The following is a 21,597-nucleotide window of genomic DNA, read 5'->3' as shown; positions in this document are numbered from 1 at the left end:
ATGAATCCTGACGAAAAATCAATATGACAATCAAAAAGAAAAGCCTCTGGGTGTTGACGCCCATCATGCTGACACTGGTGCTGGCCGGATGCTTCGGCGACGGCTCCAGCAACGACGACACCACGGCCGACGGCGGCACCACCACGCCGCCCGTCACCACGCCCGGGAACGACCTGGCCGTCGACACCAATGCCAACAGCTGTTCCTTCGTCTCGAGCGATGGAACGACCCTGGTCGTCGGCTCCGGCGACAAGGGTGATCCGGCCGCACCGGAGGCAGCGTCGGGTTATCGCCTGGGCTACAAGGCCAAGTACTCGGACAAATACATGGTCGTGGCCAACACGCCGCTGGCCAGCAAGGCCGGTTGCGAAGTGCTCAAGGCCGGCGGCACCGCCATCGATGCGGCCGTGGCCGTGCAGGCCGTGCTGGGCCTGGTCGAACCGCAGTCCAGCACCATCGCCGGCAGCGCATTCCTGATGTACTACGACGCCGCCACCAAAAAAGTGACGGCTTACGACGGTCGCGAAACCGCACCGGCGGCGGCAACGAACTTTTACCTCACACGTGCCGACCAGAGTGCGGCCACATCGTCCGCCAACGCGGTCTTGCCGAACGCTCGTCGCAGCGGCCGCTCGATCGGCGTGCCCGGCGTGCTGCGCATGCTCGACATGGCGCACAAGGAACACGGCAAGCTGGGCTGGGACAAGCTGTTCGACAACGGCATCGACCTCGCCGACAACGGCTTCACCGTGCCGGCCCGTCTGGCCAGTGCGATCTCGAGCAATGCCGCCAACCTGGCGCTCGATGCCAATGCCGTGGCGACCTACTTCAATGCGGACGGCACGCCCATCGCCGTCGGCTCGACGATGTTCAACAAGCCCTATGCCAAGACGCTGCGGGCCATTGCCAGCCAGGGCGCCGAAGCGATGTACTCGGGTGAAATCGCCCGCAACATCGTCGCCAAGGCCGGTCAATCGGTGGGCGACGATGCAGCCAAGACCCCCATCACGCCCAGCCTGATGACGCTGGCCGATCTGAGCGGTTACCAGGCGAAGAAACGCGAGCCGGTCTGCACGACCTACCGCAGCGCCTACTACGTCTGCTCGATGTCGCCGCCGTCTTCGGGCGGGATCGCGATTGCCCAGGCCTTCGGCATCCTGGAAAACTTCGAGTTGAAGGATCACGGCCCGACGCAGGCCGAGAACGAAGGCGGCGTGCCCAGCGTGATGGGTGTGCACCTGGTCTCCGAAGCCGAGCGTCTGGCCTATGCCGACCGCGACAAGTACGTGGCCGACACCGACTTCGTGCCGTTGCCGGGCAAGGGCGTGTCGAGCATGCTCGACAAGAACTACCTGAAGTCGCGTGCGAATCTGATCAGCAAAGACAAGAGCATGGGCGTTGCCACCGCCGGCACGTTCGACACCGTGGCTTCGGCTCGCGGCATCGACACCACCGTCGAACATGGCACCACCCACTTCTCCATCATCGATGCCTACGGCAACGTGGTGTCCATGACCTCTACCGTAGAAGCGAGCATGGGCTCGTTCCACATGGTCGACGGCTTCCTGCTGACCAACCAGCTGACCGACTTCTCGGCGTCCCCGACGGACGCCGATGGCAACCTGGTCTCCAACCGTGTGGAAGGCAACAAGCGTCCCCGCAGCACCATGGCGCCCACGCTGGTCTTCAACGGCACCGAGCCCGGCGAGATCCTGATGGCCACCGGCTCGCCCGGCGGCGGCACCATCATCCAGTACGTGGTCAAGACCGTGGTCGGCGCCCTGGACTGGAATCTGGATGCGCAGCAGGCCACCTCGCTGGTCGACTTCGGCGCCAGCAACAGCCGGACCACCAGCGTGGACGGTTCCAACTACAAGACGACGGCCAACCCCAACGGCACACTCGACCTGTCGGGTCTGGTGACGGGCCTGCAGGCCCTGGGCCACACCGTGTCGACGGGTGCTCAGTCCAGCGGCATCTCGACCATCATGCGGGTGACCAAGGACGGCGCGACGAAGCTTGAAGGCGGCGTCGATCCCCGCCGCGAAGGCATCGTGCTGGGCGACGGCGCACTCTAAGCCGTCGAGAGACCCGGCTCACCGCCGGGCCTGAAACGACAATGCCCCGCCATCGCAAGATGGCGGGGCATTGTCTTTGGGGATGGGAGCCGGACCGGCGCGTGCCGGCCCGTTCCAGGCCTCAGCCGGCCGCGCGTTTTTCCAGGATCTCGAAAGCCGGCAGGGTCTTGCCTTCGAGCACCTCGAGGAAGGCGCCGCCGCCCGTCGAGATGTAGCTGACCTTGTCCTCGATGCCGTACTTGGCGATCGCGGCCAGCGTGTCGCCGCCGCCCGCAATCGAGAACGCCGGGCTCTCGGCAATCGCCTGGGCGATCACGCGGGTGCCGTTGGCGAAGGCATCGAACTCGAACACACCCACGGGGCCGTTCCAGACGATGGTGCCGGCGGCCTTGAGCTGCTGGGCCAGCAGTTCGGCGGTCTTGGGGCCGATGTCGAGGATGAGGTCGTCTTCGGCCACTTCGCTGGCGGCTTTCACCGTGGCAGGCGCATCGGCGGCGAAGGTCTTGGCGGTCACCACGTCGACCGGGATCGGCACGGCCGCACCGCGCTTTTCCAGTGCGGCGATCACGGCCTTGGCGGCGCCGATCAGGTCGGGTTCGGCCAGGGATTTGCCGATGGGCAGGCCAGCGGCCAGCAGGAAGGTGTTGGCGATGCCGCCGCCCACGATGAGCTGATCGACCTTGCCCGCCAGCGCTTCGAGGATGGTGAGCTTGGTGCTGACCTTGGAGCCGGCCACGATGGCCACCAGCGGGCGCTTGGGTGCGGCCAGGGCCTGGGTCAGGGCGTCGATCTCGGCGGCCAGCAGGGGTCCGGCGCAGGCGATCTTCGCGTACTGGGCGATGCCGTAGGTCGAGGCCTCGGCACGGTGCGCGGTGCCGAAGGCGTCGTGCACGAAGATGTCGGTCAGCGCGGCGAGCTTGCGGGCCAGGGTCTCGTCGTTCTTCTTTTCGCCCTTGTTCAGGCGGGCGTTTTCCAGCAGCACGACCTGGCCGGGCTGGACATCGACGCCGTCGGTCCAGTTCGAGACCAGCGGCACTTCGCGGCCGAGCAGTTCGGACAGGCGATCGGCCACCGGTTTCAGCGTATCGGCCGGCTTGAATTCGCCTTCGGTGGGACGGCCCAGATGCGAGGTGACCATCACGGCGGCGCCCGCATCGAGGGCCAGCTGGATGGCCGGCAGCGAGGCGCGGACACGGGTGTCTTCGGTGATGCGGCCCGTGCTGTCCTGCGGGACGTTGAGGTCGGCGCGGATGAAGACGCGCTGGCCCTGGACTTTGCCCTGGGCAACGAGGTCGGTGAAGCGGATGACGTTCATGGATGGGAAGCGAGGGAGTTGGGAACCGGACGGGGCCTTGCGCCCCAGTTGTCCGTCATTCTAAGGGGCGGCGGAAAGTTGGTAACCGCCTTGTAACCGCCGCCGTCCGGCAGCGGGCGTCGGCCGCATGCCCGGCCGTCACCAGCCCAGGCCGATATGCAGCGGCAGGTAGACCGCCATGCCGCAGATGATCGTCGCCAGCATGCTGCGCCGCCAGAAATAGCTGGCCACGCCGGCGATGACCGCGTAGATGCGCGCGTCGGTCAGCGGATTGACCAGGTAGCCGTGCAGCGTGAGGATTTCGGGTGCGACCACGGCGGCCAGCGCGGCGGCCGGTGCATAGGCCAGGCCGCGATGCGCCCACTGCGGCAGGTGCCAGGGCCGGTCGAACAGGAAAAAGAAGGCCCGGGTGACCACCGTCATGGCCGCCATGCCCAGGATGATGACCAGCGTCCATCCGTCGAGGTTCATGGTGCGCTCCTGTCGTCCGGGGCCGGTGTGGTGTCGAGCGGCCTGCGTTCGAGCGACAGGCAGACGATCACGGCCGCCGCGATGGCCACCAGGATGTTGAGCTTGAGCGGCAGGCCGAGCGTCAGCACCGCGGCGGCGCCGGCGATGAGGGCCGAGACCCGCTGCAGCGGGGTCTGCACCAGCGAACAGAGAATGCCCACCAGCGCCAGGATGCCGGCGAAACCCAGGCCCCATTCCACGGGCAGCACATTGGCCAGCAGCACGCCGATCAGGCTGAAGGCCATCCAGTTGACCCATCCCACCATGGCATTGCCGGCCAGATAGGCGCTGCGGGCCAGGCGTCCCTCGGCGTCGTCGCTCGGGTGCGGATGGCGCTTGATGAACATCACGTACGACATGTCGGTCGTCAGGTAGGCCGTGATCAGCCGCGGCACCTTGGGCAGATAGAGCAGGTAGAGGCGAAGATGGGCGCTGAAGACCACGAAGCGCAGGTTCACGCAGAAGGCGGTGGCCATGATCACCCACAGCGGTGCACCGGCCGCCAGCAGCGGCAGCGAAGCCAGCTGCGAGCTGCCGGCATAGACCGTCAGCGTCATGATGGCGGCTTCGAGCGGGCTCAGGCCCGACTTCACCATGGCCACGCCGCTCATCAGGCCCCAGGCACCCAGGCCGGGCGCCACGGGCAGCATGTCGCGGATGCCGGCCTTGAATTCCGGATGTCGGTTCAGTTCACGTCGCCAGAACATCATGTCTCCCGAGAAGTCGATGAACCCAGGACGCCGCCCACCGGCAGCGCGTGGCCCCGCAGGAAGTCGCCCGCCGCCAGGCGTTTGCCGCCCGCGCGCTGAAGCACCTGCAGGCGCAGCGTCTGCAGCCCCTCGGGGCCGCAGGCCACCAGGATGCCGTCGGGCGTGGCCTCCAGCACTTCGCCGGCCTGCGCGGCAGCCCGTGCCTGTGCATCGGTCGTCTCGGCCTGCCAGACCTTGATGGATTCGTCCCCGCTCTGCGTCGTCGCGCCGGGGAAAGGGTCGAATGCGCGAATGCGGCGTTCGATCTGCGCGGCCGGCAGATGCCAGTCGATGGCGGCCTCGCGCTTGTCGATCTTGTGGGCATAGGTCACCCCGGCCTCGGGCTGCGGCGTGGCGTGGAGCGGTCCCTGCGCGGCCTGGGCCAGCGCCTGCACGATCAGGCGCCCGCCCAGTGCCGCCAGGCGGTCGTGCAGCGTGGCCGTGGTGTCGTGCGCGGTGACCGGTTCGTCTTCGACCAGCAGCATGTCGCCCGTGTCCAGGCCCGCGTCCATCTGCATGATGGTGATGCCGGTCTGCGTGTCGCCGGCTTCGATCGCGCGGTGGATGGGGGCCGCGCCGCGCCAGCGCGGCAGCAGGCTGGCGTGGATGTTGAGGCAGCCCCGGCGCGGCGCGTCCAGCGTCCATTGCGGCAGGATCAGGCCGTAGGCGGCCACCACCATGACATCGGCGCCCGTGGCCGCGATGGCCTGCCGGGCCGCTTCGGCCTCGTCGGGGTACTTGCCGTCGAGCCGCAGGCTGTGGGGCTGCGCGACCGCAATGCCGTGGCGCAGCGCCACCTGCTTGACCGCCGAGGGCTGCAGCTTCATGCCGCGGCCGGCCGGGCGGTCGGGCTGCGTCAGCACCAGGGCGATGTCGTGGCCGGCGGCGATCAGCGCGTCCAGCGCCACGGCGGCGAATTCGGGGGTTCCGGCAAAGATGATGTTCATGAGGCGGTGTCGGCACGCGGCGAGCGAAGGCGGTCGGGGGCGCAAGGGACCGGGCGTGCAAGAGCGAGCGTGTCGGGGCGGGCTTGTTTGGAAATTGTGGCTCCGATGGTAACAATCCCGAACGGATGGCGCGGCTTTTATTGGTGCCCGGCTGCACCGGGGCCTGTTCCGCATTTGTGCATGGCACCCAAAGGTTACAGGGGAGAACCCGGAGAGCGGCCGCACCACCTTGGGGAGCCATTAGCAGGGCTTATGGAGGGTACGCAAAAAGCGATCCATGCCGCCGTCCGCTGCGCATAGGATGGGCTCTCCCGCCCTTGAGATTCAACCGAAACCGAATTGAGGAGAAACCCCGTGCGTGCCGATCTGAACCCCAACCTGCCTGCCGTCCCCCGCCTGCTGCCCGCCACCCGTCTGGCTGCAGCCGCCTCGCTCGCCCTCGGCGCCTTGTTCGCCGCCACGGCGCCTGCGCATGCACAAGTGGCCGGCGACACCATCGCCAAGGTCAAGCAATCCGGCACCTTCACCATCGCCTACCGCGAGTCGTCCATCCCCTTCTCCTACCTCGACGGCACGGCCAAGCCCACCGGCATGGGCTGGGAGATCTGCAACATGATTGCGGACAAGCTCAAGACCCTCACGGGCCGCAGCGACCTCAAGGTGGTCGGCCAGAGCGTCACCTCCGCCAACCGTGTGCCGCTGGTGCAGAACGGCACCGTCGATATCGAGTGCGGCTCCACCACCAACAACAGCGAACGCGGCAAGCAGGTGCAGTTCGCCACCAACTACTTCTACACCGGCACCCGTTTCCTGGTGAAGGCCGATTCGGGCATCAAGGGCCTGGCCGATCTCAAGGGCAAGAACGTCGTGATCACGGCCGGCACCACCAACATGCTGGTGATGCGCCGCGTCAACCAGGAGCAGGACCTGGGCATCAACATCACCAGCGCCAAGGACCATGCCGAAGCCGCGCTGCTGGTGCAATCGGGCCGCGCCGATGCCTTCGCCATGGACGACATCCTGCTCTACGGACTCAAGGCCTCGGCCCGCAATCCCGCCGAGCTGGCCGTGGTCGGCGATGCCATCCAGGTCGAGCCCTATGCCTTCATGCTGCGCCGCGACGACCCGGCTTTCAAGAAGCTGGTGGACGACACGCTGGCCGAACTCGCCAAGAGCGGGCAGTTCGAGAAGCTCTACACCAAGTGGTTCCTGTCGCCCATCCCGCCCAACAACATGAACCTCAACGCCCCCATGAGCGACGAGCTCAAGAAGAACCTGACCGAGCTGTCGGACAAGCCGGCCACCTGAAGGGCCGCGGCCCCGAGGTGATCCGCATGCCCCGCAGCCGCGGGGCTTTTGCATGGCGAGCAAGCGGGGCGTGCGCGCAGCTCGCCCGGCCGGCTGCCCGCCGATCCCTCGAATGACGACAACCGGAAAAAGAAGTGGTGAAAACATGAGCAGCGGCAAGCACGTCTGTGTCATCGGTGCCGGCATCGTCGGCGCTTCCTCGGCGTATGCACTGGCCCGGCAGGGCTGGCGCGTGACGCTGGTCGACGCCCATTCGGTGCCGGGCGAAGGCGTCAGCAAGGCCAACGGCGCGCAACTCAGCTACAGCTATGTCGAACCGCTGGCCACCCCCACGGCGCTGCGTTCGCTGCCGGCCTGGCTGCTGTCGGCCGACAGTCCGCTGCGCTGGCGTCCGCGGGCCGAGATCGACCATGGCCGCTGGCTCATGTCGTTTGTGCAGGCGTGCAACTGGCCGCGTGTGCAGCAGACCACGGCGGCCCTGCTGAGCCTGTCTTCCCTCAGCCGCGACACGCTGCATGGCTGGCTCGATGCGCTGCCCGCTGAGCAGCGACGGGCGCTGCACCATGAGCGGCCGGGCAAGCTGGTGGTCTACCGCAAGCCGCCGGCGCGGGAACAGGTCGCCCGGCAATTGCAGTGGCAGGCCGAACTCGGCTGCGTGCAGCGGCTGGTCGAGGCCGACGAATGCCGGACGCTCGAGCCCGCGCTCGCGGTCACGGGCGGCGGGCCGATCAGCTTCGGGGTCTGGACCGACAGCGAGGAAGTCATCGATGCCGCAGGCCTCACGCGTGCGCTGGCACAGGCCAGCGGCGCACAGATGGTGCTGGGGCGCCGGGTGGCGAGTCTCGATACACGCCCCGGGCAGGGCGTCGTCGCGGCCGTTCTGGAAGACGGCAACCGGGTCGAGGCCGATCATTTCGTCATCGCGGCGGGCCCGCAGGCGGGCGACCTGCTGCGCCCGCTGGGTGTGCGTCTGCCCATCGAGCCCATCAAAGGCTACAGCGTGACGCTGCCGGTGGTCGATGCGGCCGCGGCGCCGCGTGTGAGCATCACCGACACCGGCCGCAAGCTGGTCCATGCGCGCCTGGGTGCACAGCTGCGGGTGGCGGGATTCGCCGAGCTGTGCGGCAGCGACACCCGCATCGATCCGCGTCGCATCGAGGCTCTGTGTCGGGCCGTCGAACAGACTTTCCCGGGCGCCTGCGATCTGACCGCACCCAGCCCCTGGGCCGGTCTGCGGCCCGCCACGCCCAGCGGCAGGCCCTTGATCGGGGCCACGCCGCAGCGCAACCTGTGGCTCAACGTCGGCCACGGTGCGCTGGGCCTGACCCTGGCTGCGGGCAGCGCCATGCTGCTCGGCGAGGCCATGCAGCACGGCGCACCGTCCCTGCAGGCCCAACCTTTCTGTTATGTGTGAGACCCGGGCGGTTTATCGCGCGGTGGCCAGTGCCCACAATCCCGAGCGGGCCGGGGTACCGTCTTCGGCGAGATCGACCTGCACGGCCGTGCCGATGCGCGGGGCGGCCTGGTAGGCCCGGCGTGCGCCCGTGGCTGCCGCTTCCTGCGCCAGGCCGGCGTTGAGGGCCGAGACATCCGGGTGTGCCGCGGTGTCGGGCCGCACGAAGTGCAGCCAGCCCGACCAGGCCAGCATCTGCAGTGCCTGGTTGATGAAACCCGGTTGCCGGGCATAGGCCGGCAGCGACGCCAGCTGCGCATAACTGCAGGGCCCCGCCTGCAAGGCCTGCAGCAGGGGCACCACCGCAGCCATGGGCGTGCGCACCGGACCGATCCGGGTGTCGAACACCAGCTCGCCCGCCAGGCGGGAGCCGGCCGCGGGCGCTTCCGGCAGCAGGGCCACGCGCTGCGCCAGCAAGGCGGCCCGGTGGGCGTCGGCGTCCATCGTCGCGGGCGTGCCGTCGCCGGCTGGCCGTTGATAGATGTCGCGCCGCTGGTTCTGGTTGCGCGCGATGTCCTTGGCGGTTTCGAGCTGCGCGGCATCGGCGCCGTTCTGGCGCATCTCTGCCACGATCGCCGCCATGCCGCCGGGCAGCGACACCGCATCGATGTTGTCCAGCGGCACCGCGCTGCCCGCATAGTCGCAGCCGCAGGCCGCGAGCTCGGCCATCACGTCGGCCACGTGCATCGACTGCCACACGTCGTTGAGGAATTCGTGCGCCAGATAGTTGGCGTCGGCCTGGTCCACGCGCTGCATCTCGCGCAGCGCGGCCGGGTGTTCGACAAAGTAGCCGGCCCCCGCCTGCGCCATGCGCTGGACCAGGGCCAGGCCGGCACGGGCGCGCTCGGCGCTGCTGCCCGCCACATGGCGCGTGGCCATGCGCATCAGGCGCTGTGCCGCGCTGAACGAGACCGCGCCGGGGTGGCTCATGTAAGCCACGTAGAACAGCCCGCCCGGACGCAGGTGCCGGGCCACGAGGCCGCGCATCGCCTGCCGCGTGGTCTCGTCCACCCACGAGTACACGCCGTGGGCGACGATGAAATCGCAGGGCGGCAGAACGGCGCCGCCCGCAAGCGCCTGGGCAAAGTCCAGGCAATGGAATTCGAGATTGCGCAGGCCTGCTGCCTGCGCGCGCCGGCGGGCCAGCGCGATCTGTTCGGCATTCGCATCGATGCCGATGAAGCGGCCCAGCGGATTGCCGGCCGCGGCCAGCATCGCGTTGAAACCGCTGCCGCAGCCCAGTTCCAGCCAGGTGTAGGGCCGGGTCAGGTCGGGCCCCCGCCGGCCCAGGCCCGCCAGTACGGACACCAGCCACAGGGGCTGCGTCTCGCGTTGGAACTGATCCGGGTACATCACGTCGGTGATGTACCCGGCCACAGCCGCCTCGGGTCGTGGGGTCGCGGTCATGCCGGTCCTTAGAACGAACCCGTGAAGGTCACGTAGTACGCACGGCCCGGCTCGTTGTACGTGAGCGCACCGTCGCCGCCGGCCACGTCCGCACGGAACAGGCGTTTGTCGAACAGGTTGTTCACGCCGAAGCCGGCGCGGTAGTTCTTGTTGAATTCGTAGTTCAAGCCCACGCCGTACACCGCGTACGAACCGCGCACGTTGGTTTGCGTGCCGGTGCTCGTGGCGCCGGCGACGGTCAGCGAACGCGGTTTCTGGCGGCCGTAGAACGTCGCCGTGGCCTGGGCCGACAGCTTCTCGGTGGCGCGCCAGTCCAGCGTGCTGTTGATGGTGTAGCGCGGAATGATGGACAGCGGCTGATCGGTGGTCTTGTTCTTGTTCTCGATCATGTAGGTGAAGTTGTTGAGCAGCTTGAGCCGGCTGCCCGATTCACCCAGGATCGGAACGTTGAAGTTGCCCTCGAAACCCTGCACCACGGCCTTGGCCGCGTTCACCCAGCGGAAGACCTGCGAAGCGCCGCCCAGCGTCGGGGTGCCCTGATCGAACATGTCCGCATGGATCTTGTTCTTGTAGTCGTTGCGGAAATAGGTGATGCCCGCATCCCAGCCGCGGCTGCTGTAGGCAATGCCGATTTCCTTGTTGACGCTGGTCTCGGCCTGGAGATCGGAGTTGCCCTGGATGTAGCAGCCTGCTCCGCCAACTGGGTTCGGCGAGGTGACCGGGCAGCCGTTGCCCATGGTGTAGTACAGGTAGTTGGGGTTGGCCTGGTACAGGTTGGGCGCCTTGAAGGCCCGTGCGATGCCGCCCTTCAGCGTGATCTCGGGCGTCAGCGTGTACGAGGCGTTCAGGCTCGGGCTCCAGTTGTTGCCGAACTGGTCATGGTGATCGAAACGCACGCCCGGCGTCAGGATGAAGGGCGTGGTGATCTCGATGTTGTCTTCCAGGAAGAACGCAAAGGTCGTGGCGTCGGACTGGCCCGAGCGTGTACCGGTCCCCAGGCCGGGCACGAAGCCGCCTGTGCCGTTCGTGTTGGACGCGGCCAGCGACATGGCTCCCGGGTCGTCGAGCTTTTCGTAGCGGGCCTCGAAGCCCGAGGTCAGCACCTGATCCAGGCCGCCGAGCTTGAGCGGTGTGTTGAGCTCGCCGTTGAGGAAGTAGTTTTCCAGGTTCGACGTGATCATCGAACCCGTCTCGGTGATGCTGCCTTCCGAGCTGCCGCCGGTGCCCACCGGATAGTTGGAGCGGCGTGTCTTTTCGTACTGGAACAGCAGGCGCGAATCGCCGATGTCCCATTTGCCGCGATGGGCCAGCGAAGCCGTCTGGCGTTGCGTGATGTTGGTCTCGGCGCCCACCAGGCTGGAGATCAGGGCCGAGCCCGTGGCCGAGATCGGTCGCTCGCCCGCATAGATGTTGCCCTGGCGGCTGTGGCCCATCTCGAACTCCAGCACCTGGCGGGGCGTGAGGTCCCAGCGCAGCAGGGCGTTGACGTCGCGGTTGCGCACGCCTTCGCGGCCGGCCGGCGGCACGGTGGTGGCGGTCGAGTTCACGCCCGAAGCCGCTGCGTTCAGCGAGGCGGAATCGGCATCCGTGCGGGCCACGTTGCCGTACAGGCGGAACGAGAGCAGCTCGGAGAGGGGACCCGTGAAATTGAAGCCCAGGCGCTGCGTGTCGCCTTCTTCGCTGTGTTCGGGCAGGCCGAAGTAAGTGGTCACCGAGCCCGAGATCCTGTCGGTGGGCTTCTTGGTGATGATGTTGATCACGCCGCCGGCCGAGCCCGAGCCGTAGCGTGCGGCCGCCGGGCCGCGGATCACTTCGATGCGTTCGATGGAGTCGGCCGGCACCCAGTTGGTGTCGCCGCGCGTGTCGCGTTCGCCGTTGCGGCCCATCTTCACGGCGTTGCGCGATTGCACCGGCTTGCCGTCGACCAGGATCAGCGTGTTCTCGGGGCCCATGCCGCGCAGGTCGATCTGGCGGTTGTTGCCGAAGGCGCCCGACGAGCTGGCGCCCGTCAGGTTCACGCCGGGCTGCGTGCGGATCAGGTCGGCGATGTCGTTGGCCGGCGGGCGGCGCTGGATGTCTTCCTGCGTGATGACGGACACGCCGGGGGCCTGGCGCAGTTCCTCGACGGCGGTGCCGAGCACCCGGACTTCGGACAGCGTGGCCTCGGCGGGCGCTGCGTTCGTGGTCGTGTCCTGTGCAAATGCCGGCGTCACGACGGCCAGAGCGGCGGCAAGCGCCAAAGGCTTGAGCGCGAATGTTGTGCTTCGCATCGAAATGTATCCCTCGGTAAGTGATGAAGTACCACGGCATCAGGCCGTGTGTGCCTCGGCTTCGTCACTGTTGGAGTGGTTTTTCAACGAGCAGCATGGCGGATGAGAATCGTATCGATTTGAGGTTTCAATTCGAGAAAGAGAGGTATTTCTTAAGGTCAATCGGCGAAAGTACACATAACTTTACAAAGAAATGTTGCCCTTCGGCGACAGCTGGCCTAACGCTCGTTAGTCAGTCCGCGGTCTTCGACAAGGGCCGCGAGGCGGTGGCGGGGCCTGCGGCCGGCGATCGTCGGGCCGGCGGTTCGCCGGGCTCGCTGGCCTCGGCGTTCCCGGCCGCTCGCACATCCGGCGGTGCCTTCGGCATCGCCACCACGGCCGCATCGAACACCGCCCAGACCGCCTTGATGCGGCGCTCGTACTTGAGCGGGCCGCCGTGCACCAGTTCGCTTTGCAGGCTGTCGATGAGGCTCATGCAGGTCCGGGCCAGGACGGGGGCGCTGAGCCCGTGCCGGTTGGGCAGCAGTTCGGACTGCTCGATGGCCGTGCGCAGAATGCCTTCGAGGTCGTCCATGAACCCGTGTAGAGGCTCCAGCACCTGCTGGTAGATGTGCAGCGGTGGTCCGGCCAGCGTGCGCATCCAGAATTTCACGCGATACGACTCGTCGAAACGCAGCTTGATGCTGCGCAGGTACTGCCGGATGCGTCCCCGCACGGCGCCGCGGCCTTTCAGCAGCGAGTCGCGTGCGTAGGCCAGTTCGGCCTGGATCAGCAGCGGGATCAGGCTGAGGTACAGCGCGTCCTTGCTGCGGAAATGTGCATAGATCGACGGCGCCTTGATGCCCACGTCCGAGGCGATCTCGACCAACGACGTGCCGTCGAAACCCTGCGCGGCAAACCGGGCCATGGCGGCATCCTGGATACGGGCGGCGGTCGGGTTGGTCATGACAGCTAGAAAGGAATGTGATGGCTGGGCATTATGGCGGCAGCGTCGAAGCGGCCATGGGCCTGCCGCGATCAGGGCCTATGGTTTTGATTGTTGTCTAATTGTGTCTAGAATGATTTGCATTTATTTTATTGGACCGCAAGATGTTCGATGCTTTGCCGACACCGCGACCTGCCGACCCTGGGAAGAGCGAGCCGGGCCTGGCTGCCGCAACCGATCCAGGGACGACCCGGGCCGGTCGCACGCCGCTCGACCGCTACACGTCGGCAGACAGTCTGTTCCTGTCGCCCGCCGGCCGTCTGCTGGGGCAGGGCGTGGCGCTGGAACTGAACGCCGGCCCCCGTCCTGCCGACCGGAACACCGCGGCGCGTGCCCTGGCGGACGGCGCCCGCGCTTTGCTCGAACAAGCCGCCCGCACCCCGGCTCTGGGAGGGCGGTCCGTGCTGATGGGTGCCGTGCCCTTCGACATCCGCGAGCCCGCGCGCCTGGTGGTGCCGCAACGGGTCTGGCACGAGCCCGCCTCGTCCGAGCCGGTCCGTGGACCGGGCCGCGCCCAGGCCGCACGACGCAATGGAGACGGCATCGATGGCCCGACCGAAGGCGCACCGCGCCAGGAACCGCTGCCCGAGGTCTTCGAACAATCCGTGCGGCGCGCGCTGCAGCTCTTCGAATCCGGCGAGCTCGACAAGGTCGTGCTCTCCCGCACCCTGGCCGTGCAACTGCGCCGGCGGCCCGATCTGCCCGCCTTGCTGAGCCGTCTGGCAGACCGCAACACGCGTGGCTACACCTATGCCGTGCCGTTGGTGCAGGGCGGCGTCTTCGTGGGCGCGACGCCCGAATTGCTGGTGCGCCGGATCGGCAACCGGGTCGTCGTCAATCCGCTGGCCGGATCGGCGGCCCGCAGTGCCGACCCCGCACGCGACCGCACGATAGCCCAGACCCTCATGGCATCGGACAAGGACCGGCGTGAACACGCCGTCGTCATCGACGAGGTCGCTCGTGCGCTGCGCCCCCTCTGCCGCACGCTGGACGTGCCGCCCGCACCCGAGGTGGTCGCCACCGATGCGCTCTGGCACCTGTCGACCACGCTGGTCGGCGAACTGGCCGATGCCAGGACCACCTCGCTCGACCTGGCCCTGGCCCTGCACCCCACGCCGGCCGTCTGCGGGTATCCCACGGCACGGGCCCACGAGGCCATCGGCGAGCTCGAACCCTTTGCGCGCGGCTACTTCGCCGGCTTCGTCGGCTGGTGCAATGTGCAAGGCGACGGCGAGTGGGCCGTGGCTCTGCGCTGTGCCGAGATCCACGATACCGCGGTGCGGCTGTATGCGGGTGCGGGCGTCGTGCCCGGGTCGGTCCCGGCCAGCGAAACGGCCGAGACCGCCACCAAGTTCCGCACCATGCTCAGCGCACTGGGCCTGGGCTCCTCCGTCGACTGAAGCGCCCCCGAATCCCCGGCATCGAACGCCGGCGCGCCCGGTGCCGCCCCCGCCGACACTCCCTCCATCGTCTTGACGCGACCCCATGTCCATTCCCACCCTTGCTCCTTACGAACTGCCCGTCCTGCCCGTGGACAACCGTGTCGGCTGGCGGCCCGATCCGCGCCGAGCGGCCCTGCTGGTGCATGACATGCAGGCCTATTTCCTCAACAAGTTCGATACGGCGCAAGCTCCCGTGCCGCAGCTCATCGCCAACACCCGGCGCCTGCGCGACGTCTGCGACGCGGCCGGCGTGCCGGTCTTCTACACGGCACAACCCGTGAACCAGCCGGCGGGTGACCGGGCGCTGCTCAACGACTTCTGGGGGCCGGGCCTGACCCAGCCGCAACACCACGCCGAACAGCCCGTGATCGAACCGCTGGCGCCGCGTCCGCAGGACACCGTGCTCGTCAAATGGCGGTACAGCGCTTTCCAGCGCAGCGACCTGCGCGAGCAACTGCGCGCCCGTGGCCGCGACCAGCTCATCGTCTGCGGCATCTACGCCCACATCGGTTGCATGGCGACGGCGCTCGAGGCCTTCATGCAGGACGTGCAGCCCTTTCTGGTCCTCGATGCCGTGGCGGACTTCTCGCTGGCCGAACACCGCATGGCCGTCGATTACGTGTCGCGTCGCTGCGGCGTCAGCCTGACGCTGGCGCAGGTGGCCGAGTCGCTGGCCCGGACGGATGGAGGGCAGCCGGCATGAACGATCTGCATCCCCTCGGCGCCATGCCCTCGGCGGCGGCCGACTTTGCCGGCCAGCATGTGCTGGTCACCGGCGCGGCCAGCGGCATCGGGCAGGCGCTGGCCCTTGCGTTGCTCGCGCACGGTGCGCGCGTCACCGCGCTCGATGCCGATGCCGCCGGCCTGCAGGCGCTGCACGCCCATGCGGTCTCTGCCGACCAGCTCTGCACCCGCACCGTCGACGTCTCGGATTCCGGCGCCGTCGACGCCGCCGTCTTCGACGGCGAGGCCACGCTGGGCGCCATCGACCGGCTGGCCTGCGTGGCCGGCGTGCTGCAGATGGGGCGCATCGTCGATCTGACGGACGCCCAATGGAGCCGGACTTTCGGCGTCAACACCGCAGGCGTCTTCAACGTCTGCCGTGCGGTCGCGCGGCGCATGATCCCGCGTGCACGCGGAGCCATCGTCAACGTCAGCTCGAACGCGGCCACGACGCCGCGCGCGGGAATGGGCGCCTATGCCGCCTCCAAGGCGGCGGTCACGCAGCTCAGCCGCTGCCTGGCCCTCGAGCTGGCCGAGCACGGCATCCGCTGCAACGTGGTCTCGCCCGGTTCCACCGACACCGAGATGCAGCGTGCCATGTGGCGCCAGGGCTCCTCGCGCGAAGCGGTCATCGAGGGCCATGCGGCCAGTTTCCGTCTCGGCATCCCCTTGCGCAAGATCGCCGATCCGGCCGATATCGTCGAAGCCATCCTGTTCTTGCTCTCCGACCGAGCCGGCCACATCACGCTGCATGACCTGCGGGTGGACGGCGGCGCCACGCTCGATCAGTAAGCGCCGGACCGCAGCCGCGCGCGGCCGGGTCCCGGCCCGTTTCGCGAACATTCCCGGGCCAGGGGGGGGATCAACCCGCCACCGCCTCCCACCCGGCGCGCCGCATCAGCCAGCCGGCCGCCCAGCACAAGGCGCAGATGGCCACGACCAGCAGCGCGGCCAGGACCACCGCCGCCGCGAAGGGCAGGGCGGCAGGGGGCGTGGCCAGCACCGTCTGCTGCAGGGCCCAGACACACAGCGGATTCAGGCAGAACACCACCAGCGAATGGCGGCCCAGGCCGGCCAGGGGCTGGGCCCAGCGGGCCTGCGACCGGCCGTCCAGCGCGCGCGGATGCAGCACGAACACGGCGGCCGAGACCGCCACCACGCCCGGCAGCAGATAGGGCCCTGTGGGCCAGTCGGGATCGTAGGTGAACGACAGCCACAGCGGACACGCCAGCCAGGCGGCCAGTGCCAACCCCCGCGGCATGCGCGCCAGCAGCGCCAGCCAGCGCTCGCGGTTCTGGCGCAGATAGATGCCCAGCAAGGCGTAGGGCAGCCAGTACACCACCAGCCTGTCGCTGGCGGCGGTCAAGGCCGGGCTGGCCTGCCAGGCAGCAGGCAGCAGCGCGAGCAGCACGACCAGGCCCGCCAGGGACAGCGCCACGGCGGCCAGCGGGATGCGCCGGCCGGCCAGCCAGGGCAGCAGCACGACGAGCTGGAACAGGATGAGGAAAAAATACTGGCCGGCCCAGCCGTCTCCACGCAGGTAGCGCCACAAGGTCGCCAGCGGATCGGGTGCCCGTGCATCGCCCAGCACCACGGCATACAGCACGCTGTAGAACAGAAACGGCCACAGCAGCCGTGCATACCGTCCGGCGATGACGGCGGCCGTCTGGCCCGGCGCGGGCGGACGGGCCGCGAAGTAGGCATAGGCGCAGATGAAGACCGGCACCGCCCAGCGGAAGTAATACGCCGCGCTGAAATAAGCCTGCGCCGGCAGGATCAGTCCGCAGGCATGGATGACGACGACGCCGATGATCGCCCAGCCCCGCAGCACGTCGATGGCCGCATCGCGAGTCGGTGGGGCGGGCGTGCCGTTCTCGGCGGCGGTCGGCCGGGCCATGCGGCGGCAGGCCCTCAGGGCGCGCTGCGCGCTGCTGCCGTGGCGGCCAATGCCCAGCCTGCCATGGCCGTGGCAAAGGTGCCCCAGACCACGTCGACCAGGGCCACGCGCACGCTGAAGCCCTTGAGCACGGCCAGATTGGTGGCGTCGTAAGTGCCGTAGGCCATGAAGCCCAGCACCGCTGCCTGCAGGACGGCCTGGCCGATGCTGGCGGGTGTGCCATGCCACAGCAGCAGCAGCGTCAGGGCCGCCGGGTACAGCAGATAGAACAGGGCCGCCGGCACGATGCGCGGCGACTCGTTCATCAGCGCCCCCATCTCGGTGGCATAGAAACTCTTGGCCACCCAGCCCAGCCACAGGCCGTCGAGCACGGTCAGGGCGGCCAGCGCGGCCAGGTAGGCGAGCACGGCGGTGCCGAAGGTCACGGAGGTTTGCATAAGTGGACGGTGGGCGGTGGGCATGACCGTATCACACCCGCGCGGCAGCCCCCGGGCAAGCCGACGGCAGCCCGTGGCCGGGTAGGCGGGCGTGCCGGCTGCCGGGCAGGCCCGCCGTGGGCCGCCTGCACCCGGGCTCAGTAGCTGGTCAGCTTGTCGATGATCGATTGACGGATGTTGTCGATGTGGCGCGCGGTCTCCGCAGCCGCGGCCTGTGCGTCGCCGCGTTCGAGTGCCGCGATCATGGCCATGTGCTCGAAACACACCGGAGCCATGCGGTTGTCGAGCCGCTTGAGCGAGAACATGCGGGTCTTGCGCCGCAGCTCGGCGATCATGTCCGCCAGCAACTGGTTGTCGCAGTACTCCGAGATCACCCCGTGCAGTTCGGCATCGAGCCGCTGGTGTTCGGGATGGGCCGGATCGCCCAACGCCATCAGCGTCTCGATGCGCGTGCGCAGGGCCTGCAGGCGGTCGCCGGGCACCTTGCCGGCCGAGCGCGCCGCCGCTTCCGATTCGAGCAGCCGGCGCACATGGAGTGTCTCCATGATTTCCTGCAGCGTCACCAGACGCACGAACAGCCGGTTGTTCGACTTGCGCTCCAGGATGCGTTCGCCTTCCAGCCGGTGCATGGCCTCGCGCAGCGGCGTGCGCGAAATGCCCAGCCGGGTCGCCAGCGCACGCTCCTGGATCTGGTCGCCCTGCTTGAGCTCACGCGAAAAGATCAGGTCCAGCAAGGCCTCGTAGGCCTGGCTGCCCAGGCCTACGGCCGCGGCGGCTTCGGCCGGGTCGGTGTCGGCGCGCGGCGCCTCGAGTTCATCGTCCACGGGTACGGTGATCACAGTCATAGGATCTCTATTGTGCCTTGATACCAGCGAAATCTGGCATGAGTATTGCGTGCGTACAAGTGGTATACCAATCGTACTCTCCGTGAATTTTACTGAGATACAGGCTTGAACGGCGACTCGCCGGCAGGTCTTGGTCCATGTTCCAACCGCTACGCCCCATGTCTACAGCCTTACGCCCAAACCCGGCCGCCATGGCCTTCCCCCTCTCTGCGGAGACGGCCTCGTCGCCTGCGGTGGATACGACCCTGGCGCGGCGCCTGCAGGCCGCACGGCCCTCGGCCACCGGCGCCATGTCCCAGGCCGCGCGCCGCCTGGCTGCAGAAGGCCGCGACATCATCAGCCTCAGCGAAGGCGAGCTCGATTTCGACACGCCCGTGCACATCCAGCATGCAGCCATGCGCGGCATCATCGAAGGGCAGACGCGTTATACCGACGTGGGCGGAACGCCCCAATTGAGGGCATCCATCGTGCGCAAATTCGTGCGCGACAACAATCTGCACTACAAAGAGGCGGAAGTCATTGCCTCGACCGGTGCCAAGCAGATCCTCTTCAACGCCTTGCTGGCCACGTTGGATGCCGGCGACGAAGCCGTGGTGGTCGCACCCTACTGGGTGTCGTATTCCGAAATGATCCGGATTGCCGGCGGCGAGCCCGTGGTGGTGACGCCGCAGGCCGACAACGGCTTCAAGCTCACGCCCGAACGGCTGGCCGAGGCCCTGACGCCGCGTACCCGCTGGCTGATCCTGAACGCACCCTGCAACCCTTCGGGTGCGCTCTATACCGCGGACGAGCTGCGTGCGCTGGCCGACGTGGTGCGGGCCCATCCGCGGCTGCTCGTGATGTCCGACGACATCTACGAAGAGATCGTGTTCGAGGGCGCGTTCGTGTCCTTCGCGCAGGCCAGCCCCGACATGCAGGCGCGCACGCTCACCATCAACGGCGTGTCCAAGGCCTATGCCATGACCGGCTGGCGCCTGGGTTATGCCGGTGGACCGCGCTGGCTGATCCAGGCGCTGGAGCTGCTGCAGTCGCAGAGCACCAGCAACCCCAGCTCGGTCAGCCAGGCCGCAGCCCTGGCCGCGCTCGACGGGCCGCAGGATTTCCTCGACGGCTGGCGCAGCCGCCTGCGCGGCCGCCGCGACCTGGCCCTGTCCATCCTGTCGCAGGCCGCGCCGCTGCTGCGCATGGCCTGCCCGCCGGCGGCGTTTTACCTGTATGCCGATTGCTCGGCCGCACTGGGACGGATCACACCCGCCGGCCAGCGGCTGGAAACGGACATGGACCTCGCCCGCTACCTGCTCGAAGAGGCCGGCGTCGCGGTGGTGCCCGGAACGGCCTTCGGGCTCGCGCCCTACCTGCGGCTGGCCTACGCGCTCTCGGACGAGCGCCTGGCTCTGGCCTGCGAGCGCATCGTGTCGGCCTGCGCCCGCCTGCAGCCCCTGTCGGCGGCACCTTCCGCCTGAGGCCATGGTCGTGAAGACGCTGCGTACCCCACCTTCCCTGCTCAGCCTGGACTGGCAGATCGAGCCGGTCGGCGAACGCTGCCTGCTCATCCGCCTGGGCCAGCGCGTCGACCCCGCCACCAGCCGCGTGGTGCATGCCGTGACGGCCCACCTCATGGACCACCGGCCGCCCGGCGTGGTCGACGTGGTGCCGTCCTTCACCACGGTGGCGGTGCACTTCCATCCGGCCGCCTACGCGCGCCGGCGTGGCTTGCCCAGCATCCAGCTCACGCGGCAGATCGAGCGCATCCTCGGACGCGGCGTGCCCGCGCTGCCGGCCACGGGCCGTGTGGTCGAGATCCCGGCCTGCTACGGCGGAGAATTCGGGCCCGACCTGGACGACGTGGCCCGGCAGTGCCGGCTCGCGCCCGACGAGGTGATCGCACTGCACGTGCAGCAGCCGCTCACGCTCTATGCCTTCTTTTTCTCGCCCGGCAACCCTTTTGCCGGACCGCTGGACAACCGGTTGCACGTGCCGCGCCGCAGCACGCCGCGCACCCGCGTGGAAGCGGGCTCGGTGGCCATCGCCAACGGCATTTCCTCCATCTATCAAACCGCGTCGCCCGGGGGCTGGAACGTGATCGCGCGTACGCCGTGGAACCTCTTCGACGTGCGCCGGCAGCCGCCTACCCGCCTGCAGATGGGCGACCTCATTCAGTTCCGCGCGATTTCGGCGGAAGAGTTCCACGACACGCTGGAGGCCCGGTCATGAACGCCATGATTGTCTTGCGCCCCGGCATGCACACGCTGCTGCAGGATGGCGGCCGCACCGGCTACCAGCACTACGGCGTGCCGGTCAACGGTCCCATGGACGAATGGTCCCACCGCGTGGCCAATGCGCTGGTGGGCAACGGGGACGACGCCGCGGTCTTCGAATGCACGCTCACCGGCCCCACGGTCCAGTTCACCCAGGACACGCTGATTGCCCTGACGGGTGCCCGGATGAAGGTCACGGTCGATGGCAACACCGTGCCGTTCGGCCGCGCCGTGCTGGTGCGCCGGGGTCTCGAGATGACGTTCGGCGAACGCCTGCACGGTGCCCGTTGTTACCTGGCCGTGCGCGGCGGCTTCGCCACCGAGCCGGTGATGGGCAGCCGCAGCACCTACGTGCGGGGTGGCTTCGGCGGCGTGCAGGGGCGTGCCCTGCTGCGCGGCGATCGCGTGGCCATCGCCGGTCTGCCGCGCGAATGGCCCGCCCTGCGCCTCGAGCACCGGCTCACGCAAAGCGGACTGCCGCTGGTCAGCGGTCCGGCTGTCGACATCGCCCTGCCCGCTCCTGCTGCGGACGTGCCGCCAGGGACGCTGCGTTTCATTCCCGGCCCGCAGTGGCGGGCCTTCACCGCCGAGGCACAGAAACGCATCGCCGGCCAGCCCTACACCGTCACGCCGCAGTCCGACCGCATGGGCTACCGCCTGGCCGGTCCCGCGCTGGCCCTGCGCAAACCGCTCGAGATGATCTCCGAGGCCGTGAGCTTCGGCACGATCCAGGTGCCTCCCGACGGCCAGCCCATCGTGCTCATGGCAGACCGCCAGAGCGCCGGGGGCTATCCCAAGATCGGCTACGTCGCGACCTGCGATCTGCCCCTGCTCGCCCAGGCCATTCCGGGCGAGACCGTGCGTTTCCAGGCCATTGCGCAGGAAGACGCCGAAACCCTGCTGCAGCGCATGGACGAACACCTGCAGCGCGTGCGCGAGGCCGCCGCGCTGGCGCTGGCCTGACCCCCTAGAC

At 68.4% G+C, this 21,597-nt stretch carries 19 protein-coding genes; 9 read left to right on the top strand and 10 right to left on the bottom strand.

The genetic code is table 11. The features are described from left to right. The first annotated feature begins 23 nt into the window (after positions 1–23). Positions 24–2,078 (top strand): gamma-glutamyltransferase family protein, encoded by a 2,055-nt coding sequence (locus tag EC845_RS13375; protein WP_123298605.1) that lies wholly within the window; start codon positions 24–26, stop codon positions 2,076–2,078. Between the two features lie 121 nt (positions 2,079–2,199). On the opposite strand, the gene EC845_RS13370 is transcribed toward EC845_RS13375, so the two are convergent. The 4 genes from EC845_RS13370 to fmt form a co-directional block, all read right to left on the bottom strand. Continuing rightward, the gene (locus EC845_RS13370) at positions 2,200–3,393 is read right to left on the bottom strand and encodes a phosphoglycerate kinase (RefSeq protein WP_123298604.1); all 1,194 of its coding nucleotides are present in this window, start codon (positions 3,391–3,393) and stop codon (positions 2,200–2,202) included. A 138-nt stretch (positions 3,394–3,531) separates the two neighbouring features. Next, positions 3,532–3,864 carry an AzlD domain-containing protein gene (locus tag EC845_RS13365; protein ID WP_123298603.1) on the bottom strand — a complete coding sequence of 111 codons (333 nt, stop codon included), beginning with the start codon at positions 3,862–3,864 and terminating at the stop codon, positions 3,532–3,534. Then, the gene (locus tag EC845_RS13360; protein ID WP_123298836.1) at positions 3,861–4,610 is read right to left on the bottom strand and encodes an AzlC family ABC transporter permease; all 750 of its coding nucleotides are present in this window, start codon (positions 4,608–4,610) and stop codon (positions 3,861–3,863) included. Before EC845_RS13360 ends, EC845_RS13365 begins: the two co-directional genes overlap by 4 nt. Further along, the gene (gene fmt / locus EC845_RS13355) at positions 4,610–5,599 is read right to left on the bottom strand and encodes a methionyl-tRNA formyltransferase (RefSeq protein WP_123298602.1); all 990 of its coding nucleotides are present in this window, start codon (positions 5,597–5,599) and stop codon (positions 4,610–4,612) included. The genes EC845_RS13360 and fmt overlap by 1 nt, the downstream gene beginning before the upstream one ends. Before the next feature lie 396 nt (positions 5,600–5,995). Between fmt and EC845_RS13350 the strand changes: the two genes are divergently transcribed. Continuing rightward, positions 5,996–6,907, top strand: coding sequence for an amino acid ABC transporter substrate-binding protein (locus tag EC845_RS13350; protein ID WP_123298835.1), 912 nt, complete (start codon positions 5,996–5,998; stop codon positions 6,905–6,907). A 145-nt stretch (positions 6,908–7,052) separates the two neighbouring features. Next, positions 7,053–8,321, top strand: a complete 1,269-nt coding sequence (locus EC845_RS13345) for an FAD-dependent oxidoreductase (protein WP_158615696.1) — start codon at positions 7,053–7,055, stop codon at positions 8,319–8,321. 12 nt (positions 8,322–8,333) lie between these two features. Here the strand turns inward: EC845_RS13345 and EC845_RS13340 are convergent, their stop codons facing one another. The 3 genes from EC845_RS13340 to EC845_RS13330 form a co-directional block, all read right to left on the bottom strand. Next, positions 8,334–9,767 carry a class I SAM-dependent methyltransferase gene (locus EC845_RS13340; protein WP_123298600.1) on the bottom strand — a complete coding sequence of 478 codons (1,434 nt, stop codon included), beginning with the start codon at positions 9,765–9,767 and terminating at the stop codon, positions 8,334–8,336. An 8-nt stretch (positions 9,768–9,775) separates the two neighbouring features. Then, on the bottom strand, positions 9,776–12,037 hold the full coding sequence (locus tag EC845_RS13335; protein WP_123298599.1) for a FepA family TonB-dependent siderophore receptor: 2,262 nt from the start codon (positions 12,035–12,037) through the stop codon (positions 9,776–9,778). 232 nt (positions 12,038–12,269) lie between these two features. Then, on the bottom strand, positions 12,270–12,983 hold the full coding sequence (locus EC845_RS13330) for a TetR/AcrR family transcriptional regulator (RefSeq protein ID WP_123298598.1): 714 nt from the start codon (positions 12,981–12,983) through the stop codon (positions 12,270–12,272). 143 nt (positions 12,984–13,126) lie between these two features. Between EC845_RS13330 and EC845_RS13325 the strand changes: the two genes are divergently transcribed. The 3 genes from EC845_RS13325 to EC845_RS13315 all read left to right on the top strand — a co-directional run bounded on the left by EC845_RS13325 (position 13,127) and on the right by EC845_RS13315 (position 15,979). Continuing rightward, positions 13,127–14,422, top strand: a complete 1,296-nt coding sequence (locus EC845_RS13325) for an isochorismate synthase (RefSeq protein WP_123298834.1) — start codon at positions 13,127–13,129, stop codon at positions 14,420–14,422. 85 nt (positions 14,423–14,507) lie between these two features. Beyond that, positions 14,508–15,167, top strand: a complete 660-nt coding sequence (locus EC845_RS13320) for an isochorismatase family protein (RefSeq protein WP_123298597.1) — start codon at positions 14,508–14,510, stop codon at positions 15,165–15,167. Then, positions 15,164–15,979 (top strand): 2,3-dihydro-2,3-dihydroxybenzoate dehydrogenase, encoded by an 816-nt coding sequence (locus EC845_RS13315; RefSeq protein WP_233598058.1) that lies wholly within the window; start codon positions 15,164–15,166, stop codon positions 15,977–15,979. Before EC845_RS13320 ends, EC845_RS13315 begins: the two co-directional genes overlap by 4 nt. 70 nt (positions 15,980–16,049) lie before the next feature. Here EC845_RS13315 and EC845_RS13310 read toward each other — a convergent pair whose 3' ends face one another. From EC845_RS13310 to EC845_RS13300, 3 genes are all read right to left on the bottom strand, one after another. Next, positions 16,050–17,084 carry an acyltransferase gene (locus EC845_RS13310; protein ID WP_123298596.1) on the bottom strand — a complete coding sequence of 345 codons (1,035 nt, stop codon included), beginning with the start codon at positions 17,082–17,084 and terminating at the stop codon, positions 16,050–16,052. A gap of 14 nt (positions 17,085–17,098) precedes the next feature. Next, positions 17,099–17,521: a DUF2177 family protein gene (locus EC845_RS13305; RefSeq protein ID WP_158615695.1), complete on the bottom strand. Its 423-nt coding sequence runs from the start codon at positions 17,519–17,521 to the stop codon at positions 17,099–17,101. 137 nt (positions 17,522–17,658) lie between these two features. Further along, on the bottom strand, positions 17,659–18,366 hold the full coding sequence (locus EC845_RS13300; protein WP_123298594.1) for a GntR family transcriptional regulator: 708 nt from the start codon (positions 18,364–18,366) through the stop codon (positions 17,659–17,661). Between the two features lie 191 nt (positions 18,367–18,557). Between EC845_RS13300 and EC845_RS13295 the strand changes: the two genes are divergently transcribed. Genes EC845_RS13295 through EC845_RS13285 form a run of 3 tightly spaced genes read left to right on the top strand, consistent with a single transcriptional unit; the run spans position 18,558 to position 21,587 of the window. Continuing rightward, positions 18,558–19,829, top strand: a complete 1,272-nt coding sequence (locus tag EC845_RS13295) for a pyridoxal phosphate-dependent aminotransferase (protein WP_123298593.1) — start codon at positions 18,558–18,560, stop codon at positions 19,827–19,829. A 4-nt stretch (positions 19,830–19,833) separates the two neighbouring features. Further along, positions 19,834–20,580: a 5-oxoprolinase subunit PxpB gene (gene pxpB / locus EC845_RS13290; RefSeq protein WP_123298592.1), complete on the top strand. Its 747-nt coding sequence runs from the start codon at positions 19,834–19,836 to the stop codon at positions 20,578–20,580. Further along, a complete protein-coding gene (locus tag EC845_RS13285; RefSeq protein WP_123298591.1) occupies positions 20,577–21,587 on the top strand; it encodes a biotin-dependent carboxyltransferase family protein in 1,011 nt (336 codons plus the stop codon). The genes pxpB and EC845_RS13285 overlap by 4 nt, the downstream gene beginning before the upstream one ends. Positions 21,588–21,597: the final 10 nt, after the last annotated feature.

The organism is Comamonas sp. BIGb0124 (assembly GCF_003752175.1).
GTDB lineage: Bacteria > Pseudomonadota > Gammaproteobacteria > Burkholderiales > Burkholderiaceae_C > Comamonas_F.
Note: the sequence above shows the minus strand (reverse complement) of the source record. Positions and strands in the feature narration are given on the sequence as shown.

What these genes read in the sequence shown, in the direction of transcription:
- EC845_RS13375 (WP_123298605.1), top strand. Translation starts at nt 24, where the DNA reads ATGACAATCAAAAAGAAAAGCCTCTGGGTGTTGACGCCCATCATGCTG.
- EC845_RS13370 (WP_123298604.1), bottom strand. Translation starts at nt 3,393, where the DNA reads ATGAACGTCATCCGCTTCACCGACCTCGTTGCCCAGGGCAAAGTCCAG.
- EC845_RS13365 (WP_123298603.1), bottom strand. Translation starts at nt 3,864, where the DNA reads ATGAACCTCGACGGATGGACGCTGGTCATCATCCTGGGCATGGCGGCC.
- EC845_RS13360 (WP_123298836.1), bottom strand. Translation starts at nt 4,610, where the DNA reads ATGTTCTGGCGACGTGAACTGAACCGACATCCGGAATTCAAGGCCGGC.
- fmt (WP_123298602.1), bottom strand. Translation starts at nt 5,599, where the DNA reads ATGAACATCATCTTTGCCGGAACCCCCGAATTCGCCGCCGTGGCGCTG.
- EC845_RS13345 (WP_158615696.1), top strand. Translation starts at nt 7,053, where the DNA reads ATGAGCAGCGGCAAGCACGTCTGTGTCATCGGTGCCGGCATCGTCGGC.
- EC845_RS13340 (WP_123298600.1), bottom strand. Translation starts at nt 9,767, where the DNA reads ATGACCGCGACCCCACGACCCGAGGCGGCTGTGGCCGGGTACATCACC.
- EC845_RS13335 (WP_123298599.1), bottom strand. Translation starts at nt 12,037, where the DNA reads ATGCGAAGCACAACATTCGCGCTCAAGCCTTTGGCGCTTGCCGCCGCT.
- EC845_RS13330 (WP_123298598.1), bottom strand. Translation starts at nt 12,983, where the DNA reads ATGACCAACCCGACCGCCGCCCGTATCCAGGATGCCGCCATGGCCCGG.
- EC845_RS13325 (WP_123298834.1), top strand. Translation starts at nt 13,127, where the DNA reads ATGTTCGATGCTTTGCCGACACCGCGACCTGCCGACCCTGGGAAGAGC.
- EC845_RS13320 (WP_123298597.1), top strand. Translation starts at nt 14,508, where the DNA reads ATGTCCATTCCCACCCTTGCTCCTTACGAACTGCCCGTCCTGCCCGTG.
- EC845_RS13315 (WP_233598058.1), top strand. Translation starts at nt 15,164, where the DNA reads ATGAACGATCTGCATCCCCTCGGCGCCATGCCCTCGGCGGCGGCCGAC.
- EC845_RS13310 (WP_123298596.1), bottom strand. Translation starts at nt 17,084, where the DNA reads ATGGCCCGGCCGACCGCCGCCGAGAACGGCACGCCCGCCCCACCGACT.
- EC845_RS13305 (WP_158615695.1), bottom strand. Translation starts at nt 17,521, where the DNA reads ATGCAAACCTCCGTGACCTTCGGCACCGCCGTGCTCGCCTACCTGGCC.
- EC845_RS13300 (WP_123298594.1), bottom strand. Translation starts at nt 18,366, where the DNA reads ATGACTGTGATCACCGTACCCGTGGACGATGAACTCGAGGCGCCGCGC.
- EC845_RS13295 (WP_123298593.1), top strand. Translation starts at nt 18,558, where the DNA reads ATGGCCTTCCCCCTCTCTGCGGAGACGGCCTCGTCGCCTGCGGTGGAT.
- pxpB (WP_123298592.1), top strand. Translation starts at nt 19,834, where the DNA reads ATGGTCGTGAAGACGCTGCGTACCCCACCTTCCCTGCTCAGCCTGGAC.
- EC845_RS13285 (WP_123298591.1), top strand. Translation starts at nt 20,577, where the DNA reads ATGAACGCCATGATTGTCTTGCGCCCCGGCATGCACACGCTGCTGCAG.